This is a genomic window from Streptomyces sp. NBC_00829 (assembly GCF_045161795.1).
GTDB lineage: Bacteria > Actinomycetota > Actinomycetes > Streptomycetales > Streptomycetaceae > Streptomyces.
The window spans coordinates 289372-303167 of record NZ_CP108868.1; the positions used below are offsets into that span (position 1 = coordinate 289372).

17 protein-coding genes and 1 pseudogene are annotated in these 13796 nt (G+C 68.1%); 10 read left to right on the top strand and 8 right to left on the bottom strand.

Translation table 11 applies throughout. The annotated features are described in order from the left end of the window. Window positions 1-124: 124 nt before the first annotated feature. From OG293_RS41010 to OG293_RS41030, 5 genes are all read right to left on the bottom strand, one after another. Window positions 125-430 carry a hypothetical protein gene (locus tag OG293_RS41010; protein ID WP_331752348.1) on the bottom strand — a complete coding sequence of 102 codons (306 nt, stop codon included), beginning with the start codon at window positions 428-430 and terminating at the stop codon, window positions 125-127. 16 nt (window positions 431-446) lie between these two features. Next, complete coding sequence (locus tag OG293_RS41015) at window positions 447-653, bottom strand: hypothetical protein (RefSeq protein WP_331752563.1); 207 nt, start codon at window positions 651-653, stop codon at window positions 447-449. 311 nt (window positions 654-964) lie between these two features. Continuing rightward, window positions 965-1729: a helix-turn-helix transcriptional regulator gene (locus OG293_RS41020; protein ID WP_331752350.1), complete on the bottom strand. Its 765-nt coding sequence runs from the start codon at window positions 1727-1729 to the stop codon at window positions 965-967. A 192-nt stretch (window positions 1730-1921) separates the two neighbouring features. Beyond that, window positions 1922-2845 (bottom strand): Ku protein, encoded by a 924-nt coding sequence (locus OG293_RS41025; protein ID WP_331752352.1) that lies wholly within the window; start codon window positions 2843-2845, stop codon window positions 1922-1924. A gap of 93 nt (window positions 2846-2938) precedes the next feature. Then, window positions 2939-3337, bottom strand: a complete 399-nt coding sequence (locus tag OG293_RS41030; protein WP_331752354.1) for a hypothetical protein — start codon at window positions 3335-3337, stop codon at window positions 2939-2941. Between the two features lie 178 nt (window positions 3338-3515). Here OG293_RS41030 and OG293_RS41035 point away from each other — a divergent pair, with 178 nt between their 5' ends. Continuing rightward, a complete protein-coding gene (locus tag OG293_RS41035; RefSeq protein ID WP_331752356.1) occupies window positions 3516-4136 on the top strand; it encodes a hypothetical protein in 621 nt (206 codons plus the stop codon). A gap of 325 nt (window positions 4137-4461) precedes the next feature. Here OG293_RS41035 and OG293_RS41040 read toward each other — a convergent pair whose 3' ends face one another. After that, window positions 4462-5682 (bottom strand): helix-turn-helix domain-containing protein, encoded by a 1221-nt coding sequence (locus OG293_RS41040; RefSeq protein WP_406003920.1) that lies wholly within the window; start codon window positions 5680-5682, stop codon window positions 4462-4464. Window positions 5683-5969: 287 nt separating this feature from the next. On the opposite strand from OG293_RS41040, the gene OG293_RS41045 reads away from it, so the two are divergent. Beyond that, window positions 5970-6581 carry an ATP-binding protein gene (locus OG293_RS41045; RefSeq protein WP_331752360.1) on the top strand — a complete coding sequence of 204 codons (612 nt, stop codon included), beginning with the start codon at window positions 5970-5972 and terminating at the stop codon, window positions 6579-6581. 78 nt (window positions 6582-6659) lie between these two features. On the opposite strand, the gene OG293_RS41050 is transcribed toward OG293_RS41045, so the two are convergent. Continuing rightward, window positions 6660-7505 (bottom strand): DUF1932 domain-containing protein, encoded by an 846-nt coding sequence (locus OG293_RS41050; RefSeq protein ID WP_331752362.1) that lies wholly within the window; start codon window positions 7503-7505, stop codon window positions 6660-6662. Continuing rightward, window positions 7502-8875: a hypothetical protein gene (locus tag OG293_RS41055; RefSeq protein WP_331752364.1), complete on the bottom strand. Its 1374-nt coding sequence runs from the start codon at window positions 8873-8875 to the stop codon at window positions 7502-7504. Before OG293_RS41055 ends, OG293_RS41050 begins: the two co-directional genes overlap by 4 nt. Window positions 8876-9221: 346 nt before the next feature. Between OG293_RS41055 and OG293_RS41060 the strand changes: the two genes are divergently transcribed. The 8 genes and pseudogenes from OG293_RS41060 (at window position 9222) to OG293_RS41095 (ending at window position 13690) form a co-directional block, all read left to right on the top strand. Next, window positions 9222-9644, top strand: coding sequence for an ATP-binding protein (locus OG293_RS41060; RefSeq protein ID WP_406003937.1), 423 nt, complete (start codon window positions 9222-9224; stop codon window positions 9642-9644). 389 nt (window positions 9645-10033) lie between these two features. Continuing rightward, window positions 10034-10081: pseudogene (locus OG293_RS41065) on the top strand (hypothetical protein); the annotation flags it as partial. 66 nt (window positions 10082-10147) lie between these two features. Beyond that, a complete protein-coding gene (locus tag OG293_RS41070) occupies window positions 10148-10681 on the top strand; it encodes a DUF6302 family protein (protein ID WP_331752370.1) in 534 nt (177 codons plus the stop codon). 1 nt (window position 10682) lies between these two features. Then, complete coding sequence (locus OG293_RS41075; protein WP_331752564.1) at window positions 10683-10880, top strand: DUF5999 family protein; 198 nt, start codon at window positions 10683-10685, stop codon at window positions 10878-10880. After that, window positions 10877-11533 (top strand): hypothetical protein, encoded by a 657-nt coding sequence (locus OG293_RS41080; RefSeq protein WP_331752372.1) that lies wholly within the window; start codon window positions 10877-10879, stop codon window positions 11531-11533. The genes OG293_RS41075 and OG293_RS41080 overlap by 4 nt, the downstream gene beginning before the upstream one ends. A 95-nt stretch (window positions 11534-11628) precedes the next feature. Then, a complete protein-coding gene (locus OG293_RS41085) occupies window positions 11629-12168 on the top strand; it encodes a class I SAM-dependent methyltransferase (protein ID WP_406003921.1) in 540 nt (179 codons plus the stop codon). 80 nt (window positions 12169-12248) lie between these two features. Continuing rightward, window positions 12249-12821 carry a hypothetical protein gene (locus OG293_RS41090; protein WP_331752376.1) on the top strand — a complete coding sequence of 191 codons (573 nt, stop codon included), beginning with the start codon at window positions 12249-12251 and terminating at the stop codon, window positions 12819-12821. Window positions 12822-13081: 260 nt separating this feature from the next. After that, window positions 13082-13690, top strand: coding sequence for an AAA family ATPase (locus OG293_RS41095; protein WP_406003922.1), 609 nt, complete (start codon window positions 13082-13084; stop codon window positions 13688-13690). Window positions 13691-13796 lie beyond the last annotated feature (106 nt).

Genomic DNA, 13796 nt, shown 5'->3' on the forward strand with positions numbered 1-13796 from the left:
CATCAACCGATCACCCCCGATTCCTCTAATTCGACCCCCGGCATCCGTCGAACGGTGGATATCGGCGAGATTGCCCGGGGCCGGAAGAGCCTCGTGGGAGATGAGAGTTCGAACTCGACGCGCCTCAATCGCGCGAGGTGGACTCGGGCCCTTCAGCAGTGCCCGGGTGCGCCCAGCGCAAGCCTTGCTGTGGCCACCGGTAGAAGCGGGCCCGGACCGTCAGGTCGCGCCCAAGATCGACGGCAACATGGAACACGGTCCGTCCGTCGCGGTAGTCGTGGCGGGCCCGCACCACGGCATAGACCCAGTGGCTGTCCGCGAGCACGAGCATGCCGGGCGCGTGCCCGTACGGCCACGTCCGTACGACCGGCGGGGGACCGAGCTCCGGCCGCCAGGGCGGCGCCTGCTCCGGCTCGTCGACGTGCCTCATGGCGGCCGTCCCTTCCTCAGCTGATGCGGCAGTCCCGCCAGCGGCGGCCGCGTTTGATCAGCCCGCGGTCTTCGAGACGGCCGAGCTGGTAGACCACGGACGAGGTGGACGAGAGGCCGACGGCCTCACCGATCTGGCGGATGCTCGGGGCCTCGCCCGTCTCGGCAATCCACTCCCTGATGCAGACGAGGATGCGCTCCTGCCGGGAGCTCAGGTGGTCCATCACGATGCCCTCTCCTCTCTGCGGTTGCTGTCGCGGGCGAGCTGGCGCAGGTCCGCGAGGCCCGCGTCAACCAGACCGCCGCCGTCGACCAGACCGGATGGAAAACGACGCGCACCGAGAGCCGCAGCAGTCGGCGGCGCAGCGCCATGATGCTCCGTGGCCGCGAGGCGGCGAGCTCCGCGTAGGTGCGGTCCCAGGCCACTTGAGCCTGCACCAGGTCGGGAAACGTGCGAGACACCATGGCCCAAAGTACAACACGTGTTCGAATATCTAGGCGAGCGGACGCGCAGCCTACCGCCCGAGCCCGCTGGTCAGGTGAGAATCCACGTGGAGCGCTGGAGCGTCATCGCCTGGTAGCCCTGGTGCGCTTCGAGGACGATCCGGACCTCGGCCATTTCCCCTGTGCGCGGGTCGCGGACGGGGCGCGGGTCGGCGTTGATGGGAATGTCGCTGTGCTCCACGATCCAGCGCGGCACATTGCCGTGTGCGTGCCGGAGATCGGGGAGGCTGTTGATGTCCTGCTCGATGGCCATCAGCCGTTCGTCAGCTGGCCACTGCCGAAGGGTGGCCGCAAAGTTCGCCAAAGCGGGCATCAGCCACATTTCGCGGTACGCCTCGCCGTCTCCTCCCCCCAGGATCGACGGGGCGTCCGGATGGAAGAGCACGTAGCGCGTGAGGTTGCGGGTGGGGTGGGCAGTCTCGTGCGGGGGCACGCGTCCGAAGAAGTCCCAGAACGGACCGTTGTAGAGGACGACGTCCCAGGCGGCGCTGTAGACGACAGAAGGAGACCCCTGTCCGTCGATCATCCTCTGGTAGACGGCCATCTCCGGACTGCGCCTGAGCTCCTCGACCGGTGGCGCCGGGGGCAGCAGACCCATCAGGACGTACAGATCGGCCTGGCGGGAGGGACTCATTCCCAGCGCGCGTGCCAGCTTCTCCACCTGGCCGAGGTCCAGCCGTGAGGGCGCCGTCAGCCAGTTGCGGAACTGCCGAGGTGTGATGCCAAGCACCTTGGCCAGGTCCTGCTTGGCGAGTCCGAGACGCTGCTGCTCACTCTCGACGAGCTTTCTGATCATCTGGTCACGGTCGGGCACAAGGCCCCCCTTACCCGACTCCGACTGCGCCTGACGCGCCGATTCCGCAGCCACGCACCCAACCCCCTCGTCGTGATCCCCCTGACAGGACAACTTTGACATGCGAGGCGGGCCCTCAACAGAGCCGATCAGATCGCCGGCAGGGCAGGAGGGCAGTACTCCGGCGTCTGCAGCTCAGGCGCTTCGCGGTTTGCGTCCGCTCGACTTCTTGGCGGCCGTCTTCTTCGCCGCGGCCTTCTTGACGGTCGCCGTGGTGGACTTCTTGGCGGCCCGCTTCTTCGGGGCGGTCATCGTGTGGACGGTGGCGTCCTGGCCGGTGTCGCCGCGTGTGGCCCGGGCCTTTGCGACGGACTCGTTCAGCGCGGCCATCAGGTCCACGACCGGAGCGCCCGGCCCCTCCTGCTCCGGGACTGCCGGCGCCTCGCGCCCTTCGATCTTCGCGTTGATGATCTCGGTGAGTGCGTCGGTGTACGTGTCGCGGAAGCCGGACAGATCATCCGCGTCGAAGGCCTCCGCCAGCTGGAGCGCGCCCTGCACCTCGTCGTCCTCGACGTCCGCTTCGGGCGCGCCGACCAGCGTGGGCGAGCGGACTTCGTCCGGCGCGAGCAGCTGCTGCAACAGCAGCACGTCGTCCTTGACCCGCAGCAGGCCGAGCCGGGTCCGGTCGCGCAGCGAGTAGCGGACGACGGCGATCTTGTCGGTGCGTTGCAGAGCCTTGGTGATCAGCGTGTACGGCTTCGCGGCGATGGCGCCCTTGGCCGCGAGGTAGTACGAGTGACCCAGGCTGATCGGGTTCACGGACTCGGCCTGGTTGAAGCCGATGACCTCGATCGCCCGGACGTGCTCCAGCGGCAGACTGTCCAGGTCCTCGTCTGTGACCTCCATCAGCGACCCGTCGGGCAGCTCCCATCCGCGGCCGATTTCATCCTGCCGCAGCTGCTGCCCGCACTCCTGGCAGATCTTCCGGTTCCGCACCCGGCCGCCGTCCTCCAGGTGGATCTGGCGGAAGCTGACGCTGTGGCTTTCGGTAGCAGACACCACAGCCACGGGGATGCTGACCAGGCCGAACTGCACGGCAGTCGAGAGCAGGACAGGCACCGTCCCTCCTTCCGCCACCCCTGTGACTTCCAGCATACGAGCGTCAGCTCGGGGGGACACGGGGAAGCTACTCCGCGGCCATTGCCAGCGTGCTCACGCGGCCGCGACGACGCCGGCCTGCCCCGGCTCGGGTACAGCGGTGGGCAGAGCTTCGGGGACCTGCTTGAGTGCCTGCCGCGCCTTGTACGCGTCGGGGCACTTCGCCCAGTGCGGGTGGGTGTAGACCAGGGCGGCAGCATCGCGCAGCTCCCGCCACAGCTGGTCGTACTCCGCCGCTTCCTGCTCCTCCCACCCGGCCGTCCGGGGCCGCGCCGATTCGCGCCGCTGCCCCGACCCGACGTCGCTCCACCCCTCGTGCGGCTCCCGCGACCAGCCCAGCGTCGCCTGGAAACGGTGCAGCTCCGCATACAGATCAGCAGCCCGCTTCTGGGCAGCGATCAGGTCAGGAGGGAAGCCGTACGGATCGAAAGGGGCGGCGGTGGGTTCGTTCATGTGAGCGAGAGTAATCGGCCACACGGACATTCCCCTGAAGGCGGCCGCACGGTCCGGGAGAGGGGGTCCGCCGCCGCGCCGGTCGACAACTTCCAGCCGAACTGTCAGGAGAGCCTGACAGAAGACGGGATGTCGGGCTCTCCTGACATCCTGCGTTGATCTGGAGAGGGGAACTGACATGTGGAACGACGAGCGTGATGGGCGCCGCGAGCACGAGGGGGTGGCCCGTGCCCTCAATGCTTCCGGGGCGCCGGACCGCCGGATCTGGAATGGGCACGCCTGGCGGGAAGAGGACTCTTGGCAGTACACCGGGCTCGTCACCTTCGACCTGCGCTCCGGGGCACCGGCCGCGCTGCGTGCCGAGTGCCAGTGCACCTGGCACGGCCCCTCCCATCCGGTCAGCGACAGCCCGGCGAAAGCAGCGGTCGCGGTGAAGGCCGACTGGGAAAAGCACCTCGCGGCCAAGACCGAGGCGATGTATCCGGTCGACGTCGCCGACGACCTGGACGACCTGTTCGGCCGGTTGTACTCGCTGGCCCAGCAGCAACCGCTCGCCACGCTGGCCGCACTGCGTGAGCTGGAGGGGCGAACCGAGCCGCTGCGGGTGGTGGCCGTGGCTCGCGCCCGGTACCGGAAGGAGCCCTGGCAGAAGCTCGCCGACGCGCTCGGCGTGACTCGCCAGTCCGCCTGGGAGAAGTACCAGTTCGCCGGGAACCCCGAGGACGTCGAGGCCGCGTACGCGAAGACCGTGCCGCACCTCGACCTTGACGGCCAGCAGTCGGCCACCACTTGGCGCTGACGTAGCCGAGGATGGTCGGCACCGATTCAGACCCCGCCCCTCAATACGTGCCGGCGTCCGGTACTCGATCGGCGTGCCCGGCCTCGGTACTGATTTAACTGTCGTCAGTTCGCTGTGGTGCGCAGCCGGATGGTGACCGTAGGTGATCTCCAGCGGCGTATCGGCTCCAGGTGTCTCCGGCTTGGGCGGCCAGCTTGGCGGTGGTGACCTGGTGGTAGCCGGGGGCGTCGGCGACGACGGGTGCGGGCAGCTCCAGGAACACCGGCCGGGGCCGACGGCCGGGCTCGCTCCCCGGGCAAGTGCCGAGCGCGGTGCAACACCGTTTTCATCCGTTTGCGGCGGTCAGGGCGGTGCGCAGGTTCCTGGCCGATCCGGTTTGGGTGGCGATGGCCACGGCTTGTGAGGCGAGGTCGGCGGCGGTGTCCCGGTCGCCGCGGGCGGTGTGGATGCGGGCGCTTGCGGTCAGTACCTCGGCTGAGCCGCGGACGCTGGTGGCGGGCCAGGCCGCGAGGGCTTCGTCGAGAGCGGTCTGGCCGGCGCGCAGGAGGGACGGGGTTTTCTGGCCGAGACGGGCCATGGCGTGGCCGGTCCACTTGTTGAGCTCGGCGGCGTCCAGGTAGCCGATGTAGAGGGGTTTCTCGCCGTCGTCGGCGCGCTCCAGCAGTTTCCAGGCGGTGGCGAGATCGGTCTGGGTGGTGCGGGCGTCGCCGAGGCAGGCGCGGTGGTGGGCGCGGACGGCGTGCAGCCAGGACCGTACGGCGGGGTGGGCCTTGGTGCCGGCCAGATGAAGGGCGCCGTCGGCGAGGGTGAGGGCGCGGCGGTAGTGCCCCTGGTCGGTGAGGATCCGGCTCATCTGGCCGATGAGGTTGATGCAGGAGGAGAGGTCGCCGGCCTGGCGGGCGTGGGCGGCGGCGTCGCGGTAGTGCGTGGCGGCGTTCTCGGCCATGCCCAGGTCGTAGGTGAGGAAGCCGACGAAGCCGCCGGTGTCGGCGGCGAGCGCGGCGATCTGCTGCCGCTCGGCAGGGCTGGCGGCGGTGGCGTGCCAGGCGAGGATCTGCTGGTGGTGGCCGACGGCGTGGGCGTAGACGGCGGACGCTCCGCGTAAGTTGTCCAGCCGGCCGTGGGCGGCTCTGAGTGCGATGTGGGCGTCCATCAGGTCACGGCCGCCCGCGGTGGCCGTAGGGCCCGCGCCCAGGCCGGTGGCCAGGGCGGCACCGGCGGCGCCCGCGCTTTTGAGGAAGTCTCTGCGCCACACGTCGTCCCATTCCCGCAGGAGACCGTCCACGGCACTGTCCGCACCTGCTTCGGCCGTCTCCTTGCTCAAGCGCTGTCGTTGAGCTTCGGCTAAGGAGACCAGTCTGCCGCCTGCCCCGAGGGCCCTGTCCAGAGTGAGCGCGATCGGGAGCGTCGGCGATCTGCGCTCGTGTTCGAGATCGCTGATGATGCTCTTGCTGCACGCGGCCCGGCGCCCGAGTTCCCGCAGCGTCACCGTTCCCCTCAGCCGCCGCAGTGCTGCGGCGAAGGTCTCCTCGTCGGTCTCCGGCATCGCTACCTCCACGCCCTTGTGGTGATCCGGCTGTCCGCACGGTGGTGCGGACAGCATCCGTGCTGCTGTGACCAGCAAACACCCGCTCCCCGGGGCGTTGGCGGGCCTTGGGTCAGCTGCGGACAAGTGCGGACAGTCGGGCCCTGCCCAGGGGCCGGGCGGGTGGCCAACATGGTCGTCACGGGCCCTGAGCGTAGGGACACGCCGCAGGCCGGCCAAGTCGTCGGACTGCAGGAAGTTCCAGGGCCCGCCTGACTTCATCCGGAGCCGCTGAGAGGAGCCCAGTCATGCCCAAAGTCGCGCTGTACGGCAGGCCCGGGGCCGGCAAGAGTTCGTTCGCGGGTCTCCTCGCGCAGGAACTGGCCGTCGCCGGTGCGGACGTGCTGACCCTGAAGGTGGGGGCACCGCTGTACGAACTCCAGGCCGTCGTGCACGCGATGGCCGGGCGCCCGCTGCTGGACGGCAGCGAGCAGGACGGCCAGCTGCTGAACGCTCTCGGCACCCAGCTGCGGCGTATCAACCCGGTCGCGCTGACCGAGGTGTTCACCCGGCGCGTGCGGCAGGCCGAGGTGGCGAGGCCGGACGCTGTGCTGGTCTGCGACGACCTGCGGGCCCCGGACGTGGAGGCGGTCACCGGCCTCGGGTTCGTCCTGGTGGAGGTCACCGCCCCGGATGCGGTCCGGCTGGCGCGCAAGCAAGAGCGGGCCGACCTGTCCGCGGGCGACGAGCACCCTCCGACCCGGACGCCTGCTGGCGGGCCGCCGCCCTGCTGGACACCCTCGTGCTGCAGCGGGCGCTGCCCGCCCGGAACGGGCTGTACGCATACGCCGTCGCAGTCGCCTACATCGAGGCGTCCGGCGAGACTGTCGACGCGAGTCAGGCGCAGTGGATCCAGCTGATCGGGGACATCAAGTCCTTACGGCTGGACACCTTTGACATCGCTGATCGCTTGCGGTCCTGGCGAGCACCGTGATCATTTAGGGCTGCGGCGTATTCCTCTGCAGGTGGGAGAGCACATCAGCGAGCGGCAGATCAGTCCGGTCCTTGTTCTGCTCCCACAGCCGCATGACTGCGGCCGTCGCCTTAGCCATGTCAGCGGGGAGGCCCGCCGCACTCAGAGTCTCCGCGACTTCGATCATCTCGGGCCCCCAGCGCCAGGCTCGCGCGGCCACGCTTGGCAGGTATCCGGGGTCGGAAAGAATCTCGGATGTCATAACTTGCGCTTCCGCAGTCAGTAGATCGCCGACACCGTGCTGCTTCGCCAGAGCATGGGAGACACCGGCGAGCGTCCGCGCAGCCTTCTGGAAGCTGGCGAACGCCATCTTCAGCGCCGAGGCGGCGCCGAGCTGGTCCCCAGCCATCCGGACCACGACGTCAGTGCCCTCGAAGAGGTCAGCCACCATCTGGTACGCCCGATGATCCCCGGCCAGGTAGAGCCGCGCAGCGCGCCCGTCGCTGGGCGGCGGCCCGATGATGGCGCCGTCGAGCAGCGTGCATTCAGCCGGCATCTTGGCCGCGATCCGAGCCATGCGTTGGGGGCTGATCGCGTTCGCGTCCACGTAGATGCCGGTGAACCTGTGGTGGCTTACGACGGCCGCCACATCCTCCGCGGCGTGGGGCGGGCACACGGAAAGCACGACGTCGCTAGACGCCAAGGCTTCATGCAGCGAAGCACACGCAACGAGGCCCGCCCTTTCGGCCCTCGAGCGGGTGAGTTCACTGCGCCCTGCGGCAACCCAGCGAACCCGATGCCCGGCCTTCACAGCCTGTGCGGCCAGGGGCGCGCCCATCGAGCCGGGGTTCAACAAGGTCACCGCGGTCACTGAATGCCTCCTGACGGCAGCTCAAGGGCGTGCCTTTCGTGATGAGCCGTGAGTGCTTCACGCAGCCCGATCGCAATCGGGGCCCTGGCTCCAGGATGCACGGCGAGGTTCCGTGTGAAGTGTCCCAGCCTCTTCCTGACGCTTTCCGTGCCCCTCCGCGCGTTAACCTGCAGAACGGCGTGCACCTGGTGGGCAGCTCCGTCCAGGTCTCCGCGGCCCATGCGGGCCATGGCCAAGTCCATGCGCGCCAGCGACATCTCGCCGAGACGACGTTGCTCGGGTGCGGCCGCTTCGAACAAGGTGACCGCCTCGTCGGCGGCGGCTTCGGCATCACCGAGGTGTTCTCGCCCGCCGAGCCACAGATGGGTGCTGCTGGCGTAGAAGAGTTGCTTCTCAAACGGAAACGCCATCATCCCGCCGGGAAGGTCATCGCCAGCGGTGAGCCGCTCGCGCATGGCTTCGGCTTCGAGAAGGGCGGTGAGCGCTTCAGTGGGCTGGCTCAGCTGCCCGTGGGCTCGCGCCTTGATGCTCATCAGACGGATGTGCGCTGTGCCTTGTTCAGGCACGAACCCGCTGCCAGCCTCTGCAAGTCGTACGGCATCACCGGGCCGGCCGTCCCAGTAGGCGATCAGGGCTTGCAGGCCACGGACCCATGCTCGGAGCCCGTTGTGACCGGCGAGCTCGCCACACATGAATGCGGTCCGGGCCTGGGTCTCGGCCGCCACGTACTTCCCAAGGTCGAAACTGGCGTTGGCCAATACGCCACAGAGCACGCCCGCGGCTACGTACAGATCGCGGGTGAGGTGGGGAGGCTGGCGACCCTCCAGGAGCTCAAAGGAGCGATTGCGGAGAACCCTGACCTCCTGGAAAAGCGGGCCCACGGGACGGTTCGGATAGGTAGTCACTATCCGCCGAATGTCGGATTCCAGCTGCTCCATGGTGTGAGGGCCGCAGTTACTGCCCTCCACCCTGGCCGCAAAACTGGCCGACTCGTTGGCTGCTTCCATCACCACATCCTCGGGTACGTACTCGCCTTGCAATCCTGCCCCGCCTTCCGTGGGACCTGCAGGTACAAGAGTTGGCCGAGCGGTGGGCCGCTCGGCAGGCGAGAAGAGCGCATTGACGGGAGCGGGCCGGAATAGGTACTCGAGGATGCGTCGAGCCTCTGTCCGTGGCAGTCCCCTCATCTCGCCGTGTGCCCAGCGGAGGAACTGACGCCGCTCAATGGTGGCGGTGGCCAGGTTCTCCGGCCCCTCAAGAGCGGCCAGCTCTCGCGCCGCGTCCTCGTACCGCCGCAGGAACACCTCGTATCTCTGCCACTGACGTTCGGCGATCAGTAACTGGAAAAGGGTCGGGTCTGTCGGCTCCATCGCTACCTCTTGAGGTCGGGGGCTGCACCACTCCACGCTAGACATCAACCAGCCTGCTCAACAGAGGTGTTGCGCTGTCTCGCCCTGCATTCAGCAAGAAGACATAGGTAAGGCAGAAGAAGACGCAACAAGACACAGGTACGGCACTCGCTAAGTCCTTGCGATCCCCAACAGACTGCGGCTTCCACCACCAACGTCACGGAAAACGAAGCACGGATCACTTTCCGTTCAACTACTGCCGTGGATGACGAGGAGACAAGCGATGGTCTCGACCCTGACCAGCACCGACCCGGTACCTGTGGCCCTGGGCGATGCCTGCCGTCAGCGACCGGCGGCCGATCGACGCATCGTCTCCTTCGAATGCGTCCGGCAGCCCGCTGGTGAACCCCTTCGGCCAGAAGGTGCCCGTCGTGTCGGACAGATGCGTCGCCTCGGTCGCGCCTCGTTGCGCTACTGGGGCTGCGAGGAGGCGGTCACCGAAGAGGCAGCCGTCCTGATCAGCGAGCTCGTCACCAACGCACTCCAGCATGGGCGTGGGCCACACATCGGCTTCGCGATCTCCTGCAGCGAGGCGGCGGTACGCATCGAAGTCGGCGGCGATTCCTCCGAGTTGCCCACGCTCTGCCGAGATCCTGCTACAGACGCCGAGCGAGGCCGCGGCCTGCTCCTTGTCGCCGAGTTATCCGATGCCTGGGGAACCAGTCCAGATGGCAAGCGGACGTGGTGCGAGCTGAAGCTGTGCGACGACGCCGACGGTCCGCCGCAGTAGCGGACCCTCGACCCCTCTCAGCTATCACCTCTATGGAGCCGTCTTGCCCCCGATCGCCCTGGCCCCGGAGAACGGCGTGAGCGCGAGCGACCCACGTCAGGCGCGGAAGTACGAATCCGTGCTGTCAGCCGAAAGACTGGCCACCGTCGTTGCCAAGATGCGGGCGTGGGACCCCCTCGTAGTGGACGCCGTATTCGACGACCTGGACAGAGTCATTGGGGACCAAACGCCTCCGGCTGATCAGATCGATGAGCTCGGCGAACGCTTACGCGGCACACTCATACAACTCGGCAACATCGCTGTGGCAGACCAGCACGTCCGAGAGGTAGCGCAGCCATGTGCCCGCATAAGCCCCCTGCCCGACCGCTGAGGCGCCCGATCGCGAAGCCGCCCAGGTGGTCGCGCGCCCCGTCCAGCGGGGCCGGGCGCTGCTGTAAGCACCTTTTGATCTTTGAGGGCACGGGTGGATCGCTGCCCGCCCAGTTGTTGTTGGAGGACATTTCGTGACCGCTCGCGTTACTCATCGCAGCAGGCGTGAGCTTCCGCCGCTGAGCATCGCAGTGCTGCCCGCTGACGAGGCCTACGACTTCGAGTTCGTTGCCTCCCGTCTGCATGACCGCCACCTTCTGCAGGGCAGTGTCGCCGTCCGCGTCTTTCGTACTCCGCTTCTGGCTGTGCCGGTCGGTGGCCGCCGGCGGGGCGGATACATAGGGGCCGGCCCCGTGTCCGTCGCCCTCGCGATCCGCGACGCTCTGCGGGACCTCCCCGGGTTCCCCGACCTGCGTGTCCGCCTAGCTCCGTCCCCCACCTACTGGGTCGTCGAGTGGGGCGACCGCGCCTCCGACTGGCCGCTCGGCAGCGCCGAACGCATCCGCTTCTACGGGTACTGCGACCACCTGACAGGCGAGACCCAGAGCCGATCGAAGCCTCTGCCCCCACCCCCGCAGCCGCCTCCTGCGGCGACCATCTCCCTCTCCACCGGTTCGTGCCCGACCCCCGAACCGAACCGGTGGAGAGGGGCTGTCGATGAGGATTAGTATGTGCCAACACCGGCCCCCGTGCCCGGCATCAGACTCCGCAGACCGGGAAGCCGCCCGCCTCGTGGCGCACCGCCCAGAGCAGAGCTGGAGCCTGCTGTGCAACGGCGTCCTCCTCTTTGACACCGGTGAGCTGCTGCCGGACGGGCAGGTCATCGCCCCCCACCGGCCGGCGGTGGCGACGGGAACAGCCGCATGACCGCCCCTGCCACCCGCCTGGTCCCGTACATCACGGCCCGCGAGGGCGAGGAAGCCGACTCGCTCCTTTCGCTGCGTGCGGACTTCAGTTCCGATGGCCAATCCCGCCTGGGCTACTGGGATGAGAGCGCGCAGGATCGGGACACGCGTGGAGTTCTGTGGGGCCGGTGTTCTCAGATGATCGGCCCGGACGGGTTGCCGGCGGGCCAGCCGCGGTGGCGCCTGGTTCACCCGGCCCGCCAGCGCGAGTGCATGTTGCTGCTTCGCTGCCAACTGTGCGTTGGGCCGGCCAAGACGCCCGACGGACACCTGTTTCTGGAGAGAGCCTGCGGTCCGGCCTACGGTGCGGTGGTCCGCACGGCACAACCGCCGGTCTGCCTGAAGCACGCTCCCGTCGCCGCCGAGCAGTTCCCCTATCTCGCAGGGCATGGGGTGACGGCTTTCCTGGTGCGCAGCGCTCCGCTGTACGGCGTGATCGGTACTGCCTACGAGTACGGCTCGGACGGTATCCGGGCCGTGGCTGCTTCCGACGAGCCGGTTCGGTACGGACGGCGCGAGCTGTCCTGGTTCCTGGCCTCGCAGCTCGTCCGCACGCTCAGGGACTACTCGATCGTCAACCTGGACGACCTCTTACGTGAAGTTGGTGCGCAGTGAACGGCTTAACCGGGCTGGACCTGGACCGAGTCCCGGTAGACGCGGATGAGGCGAGCAGGAAGCGGCAGGCCTGGGACCGTTTCTACCGTCAGCCGGTGGCACACGAGAACTTGCCGCTCAGTGTGTGGGAGCTGGAGCAGTTCCAGCGGCATGTGCTGACCGGGCACGGGCGATCCGCGATCGATGTCGGCTGCGGCTGGGGGGTCCTGACGGATGCGATGGCCCGTATGGGGCTGTGGACCACTGGATACGACTGGTCGCCAGCCGCCATCGAAGGCGCACAGAGCCTGTTTCCCAACCATCAGCGGCTGTCGTTCGAGGTGCACGACTTCGTGATGCGGACGCCTCCGCCACATCTCCGACCGGGCAGTCTCGACGTGGTGTCGTGCCGCCTGGTCCTGCCGTACTTGCCGCTGAACCTCTTCCTCGCCGATGTGCGGCGCTGGCTCAAACCCCGCACGGGCGTCATGTACGTCGTCGTCCAAGTGTGGGAGAACCAGCAATCCGGACTGCGCCGCGGCTACCCCGACGCCGTCATAGAAGGCCACCGCCACGGCTGGCGGCACACCGCTCGCTGGAGCCTTGACGCCGATGGCGGATACACCGCTCTTGCCCTCACCGGGCCCAGCCGCTGATCTGACGCACTTCGCCTCCCGCCCGATGACCGCCGAAACCAAGAGGAGCCCACGCTGTGGCGACAAGGAATGCGCCCGTCATGATCGGAGTACTCGGCGCCCCATCCCTGGGCAGGGGGAAGCTGATCAGGCAGATCGAGAAGGAGCTGGAAACCAGGGGTGTGGCCCTGGCCAGGACAGGACAGCTCGGGAACCGGGCCGCAGCTATCGGGCTGGCCAAGAAGCAGTACCACACTGTGGCGTCCACCGAGTGGATCATCACACAGGGCATCGCCGACGCGATCACCGCAGCGGCCCAGGGCCCCCAGGCCATTCTGGCCGACGGCCCCCCTCACGAGGCCCTCGCCTACCTCAACGCGGCTCTGGAGTACCGCGGCGAACGCATCCACCGCCAAGAGCGGGAGCGGCTGCTGCTGCTCGCTTCCACGCAGCTACCGAAGTACGACCTGCTCCTGGCGACGGTGCTCGACACGGCCCGGATGGTCGAGCAGAGGCTCGACGACAACTCCCGGTACCGCGTGCTGGTTGACCTTCACACGCACGCGCTCCTCACCGAAGAGCAAATACCTCACTTGCGCGTTACCAACGACCTGGCAAGTCAGACAGGGGCCGTCGAGAAGGCACTGCGGCTCCTCAGTCCTGCCGCTGTCTGAACAGCGCCACAAGCTTCCGGTTCCCTTGGCCCACCGGCCCGGCGAGCCGGGATGGCCAGAACCTGACCGCCGCGGATGGCCCACGATTACGCTCCGCCCGCCAGGTCTCTGGCAGCGCCGCCTAGTCCGACACCGCGCCACGTTCGACGCCTACGCCACGGCTCAACTCCTGCTGGCCATGGCCCGCCACTGCGACACCTGGGACCAGCTGGGCCGCCCGCCCGGCCTGGCGCCCCCCAACCAGAAGAGGACCCCACCCTGTGGTGACACAGACGACGCCCGTCCGTATCGGAGTGCTCGGCACCCACTCCACCGGCAAGACCACGCTGCTGAAGCGGATCGAGATGGAGCTGCGCGGCCACGGGCTCACCGTGGCCCGCACCGGCCGCCTCGCCAAGCGCGCGGCGGCTATCGGACTGCCGAAGATGCAGAGGCACACTGAGGTATCCACCGAGTGGATCATTGTGCAGGGCGTCGCCGACGAACTCGCCGCCGTGGCACAGGGTGCACAGGTCGTCCTCGCCGACCGGGCCGCCCTGGACGCCCTCGCGTACTACTGCGCTGCCCTGGAGTTCCGCGAGGAACAACTCGACGGACTGGAGAGCGAGCGGCTTCGACTCCTCGTTGCGACTCAGACAGCAAAGTACGACCTGCTCCTTTCCACCGAGCTGGACCCGGACATGCCGGTCGACCCGAGCCACGACTACGACCCGCACTACCGCTTCCTGGTCGACCGCCACGTGCACGCCCTCCTCGACGACGATCGGATCGCCCACCAGCCCGTCACCAGCGACCCCGACAGCCACAGACGTGCCATCGATCAGGTGCTTGAGTTCTGCCTCGCCAAGGCTGCTGCCAGGACTCCCTGATAGGGCTGTCGGTCACGCAGCATCGTCCGGAAGCCGTTCCCCCGCAGCTTCGTAGAGCGCCGAAGAGGGCCTAAATCCACATCGAACGAGCACGTCTGAGAGGAAA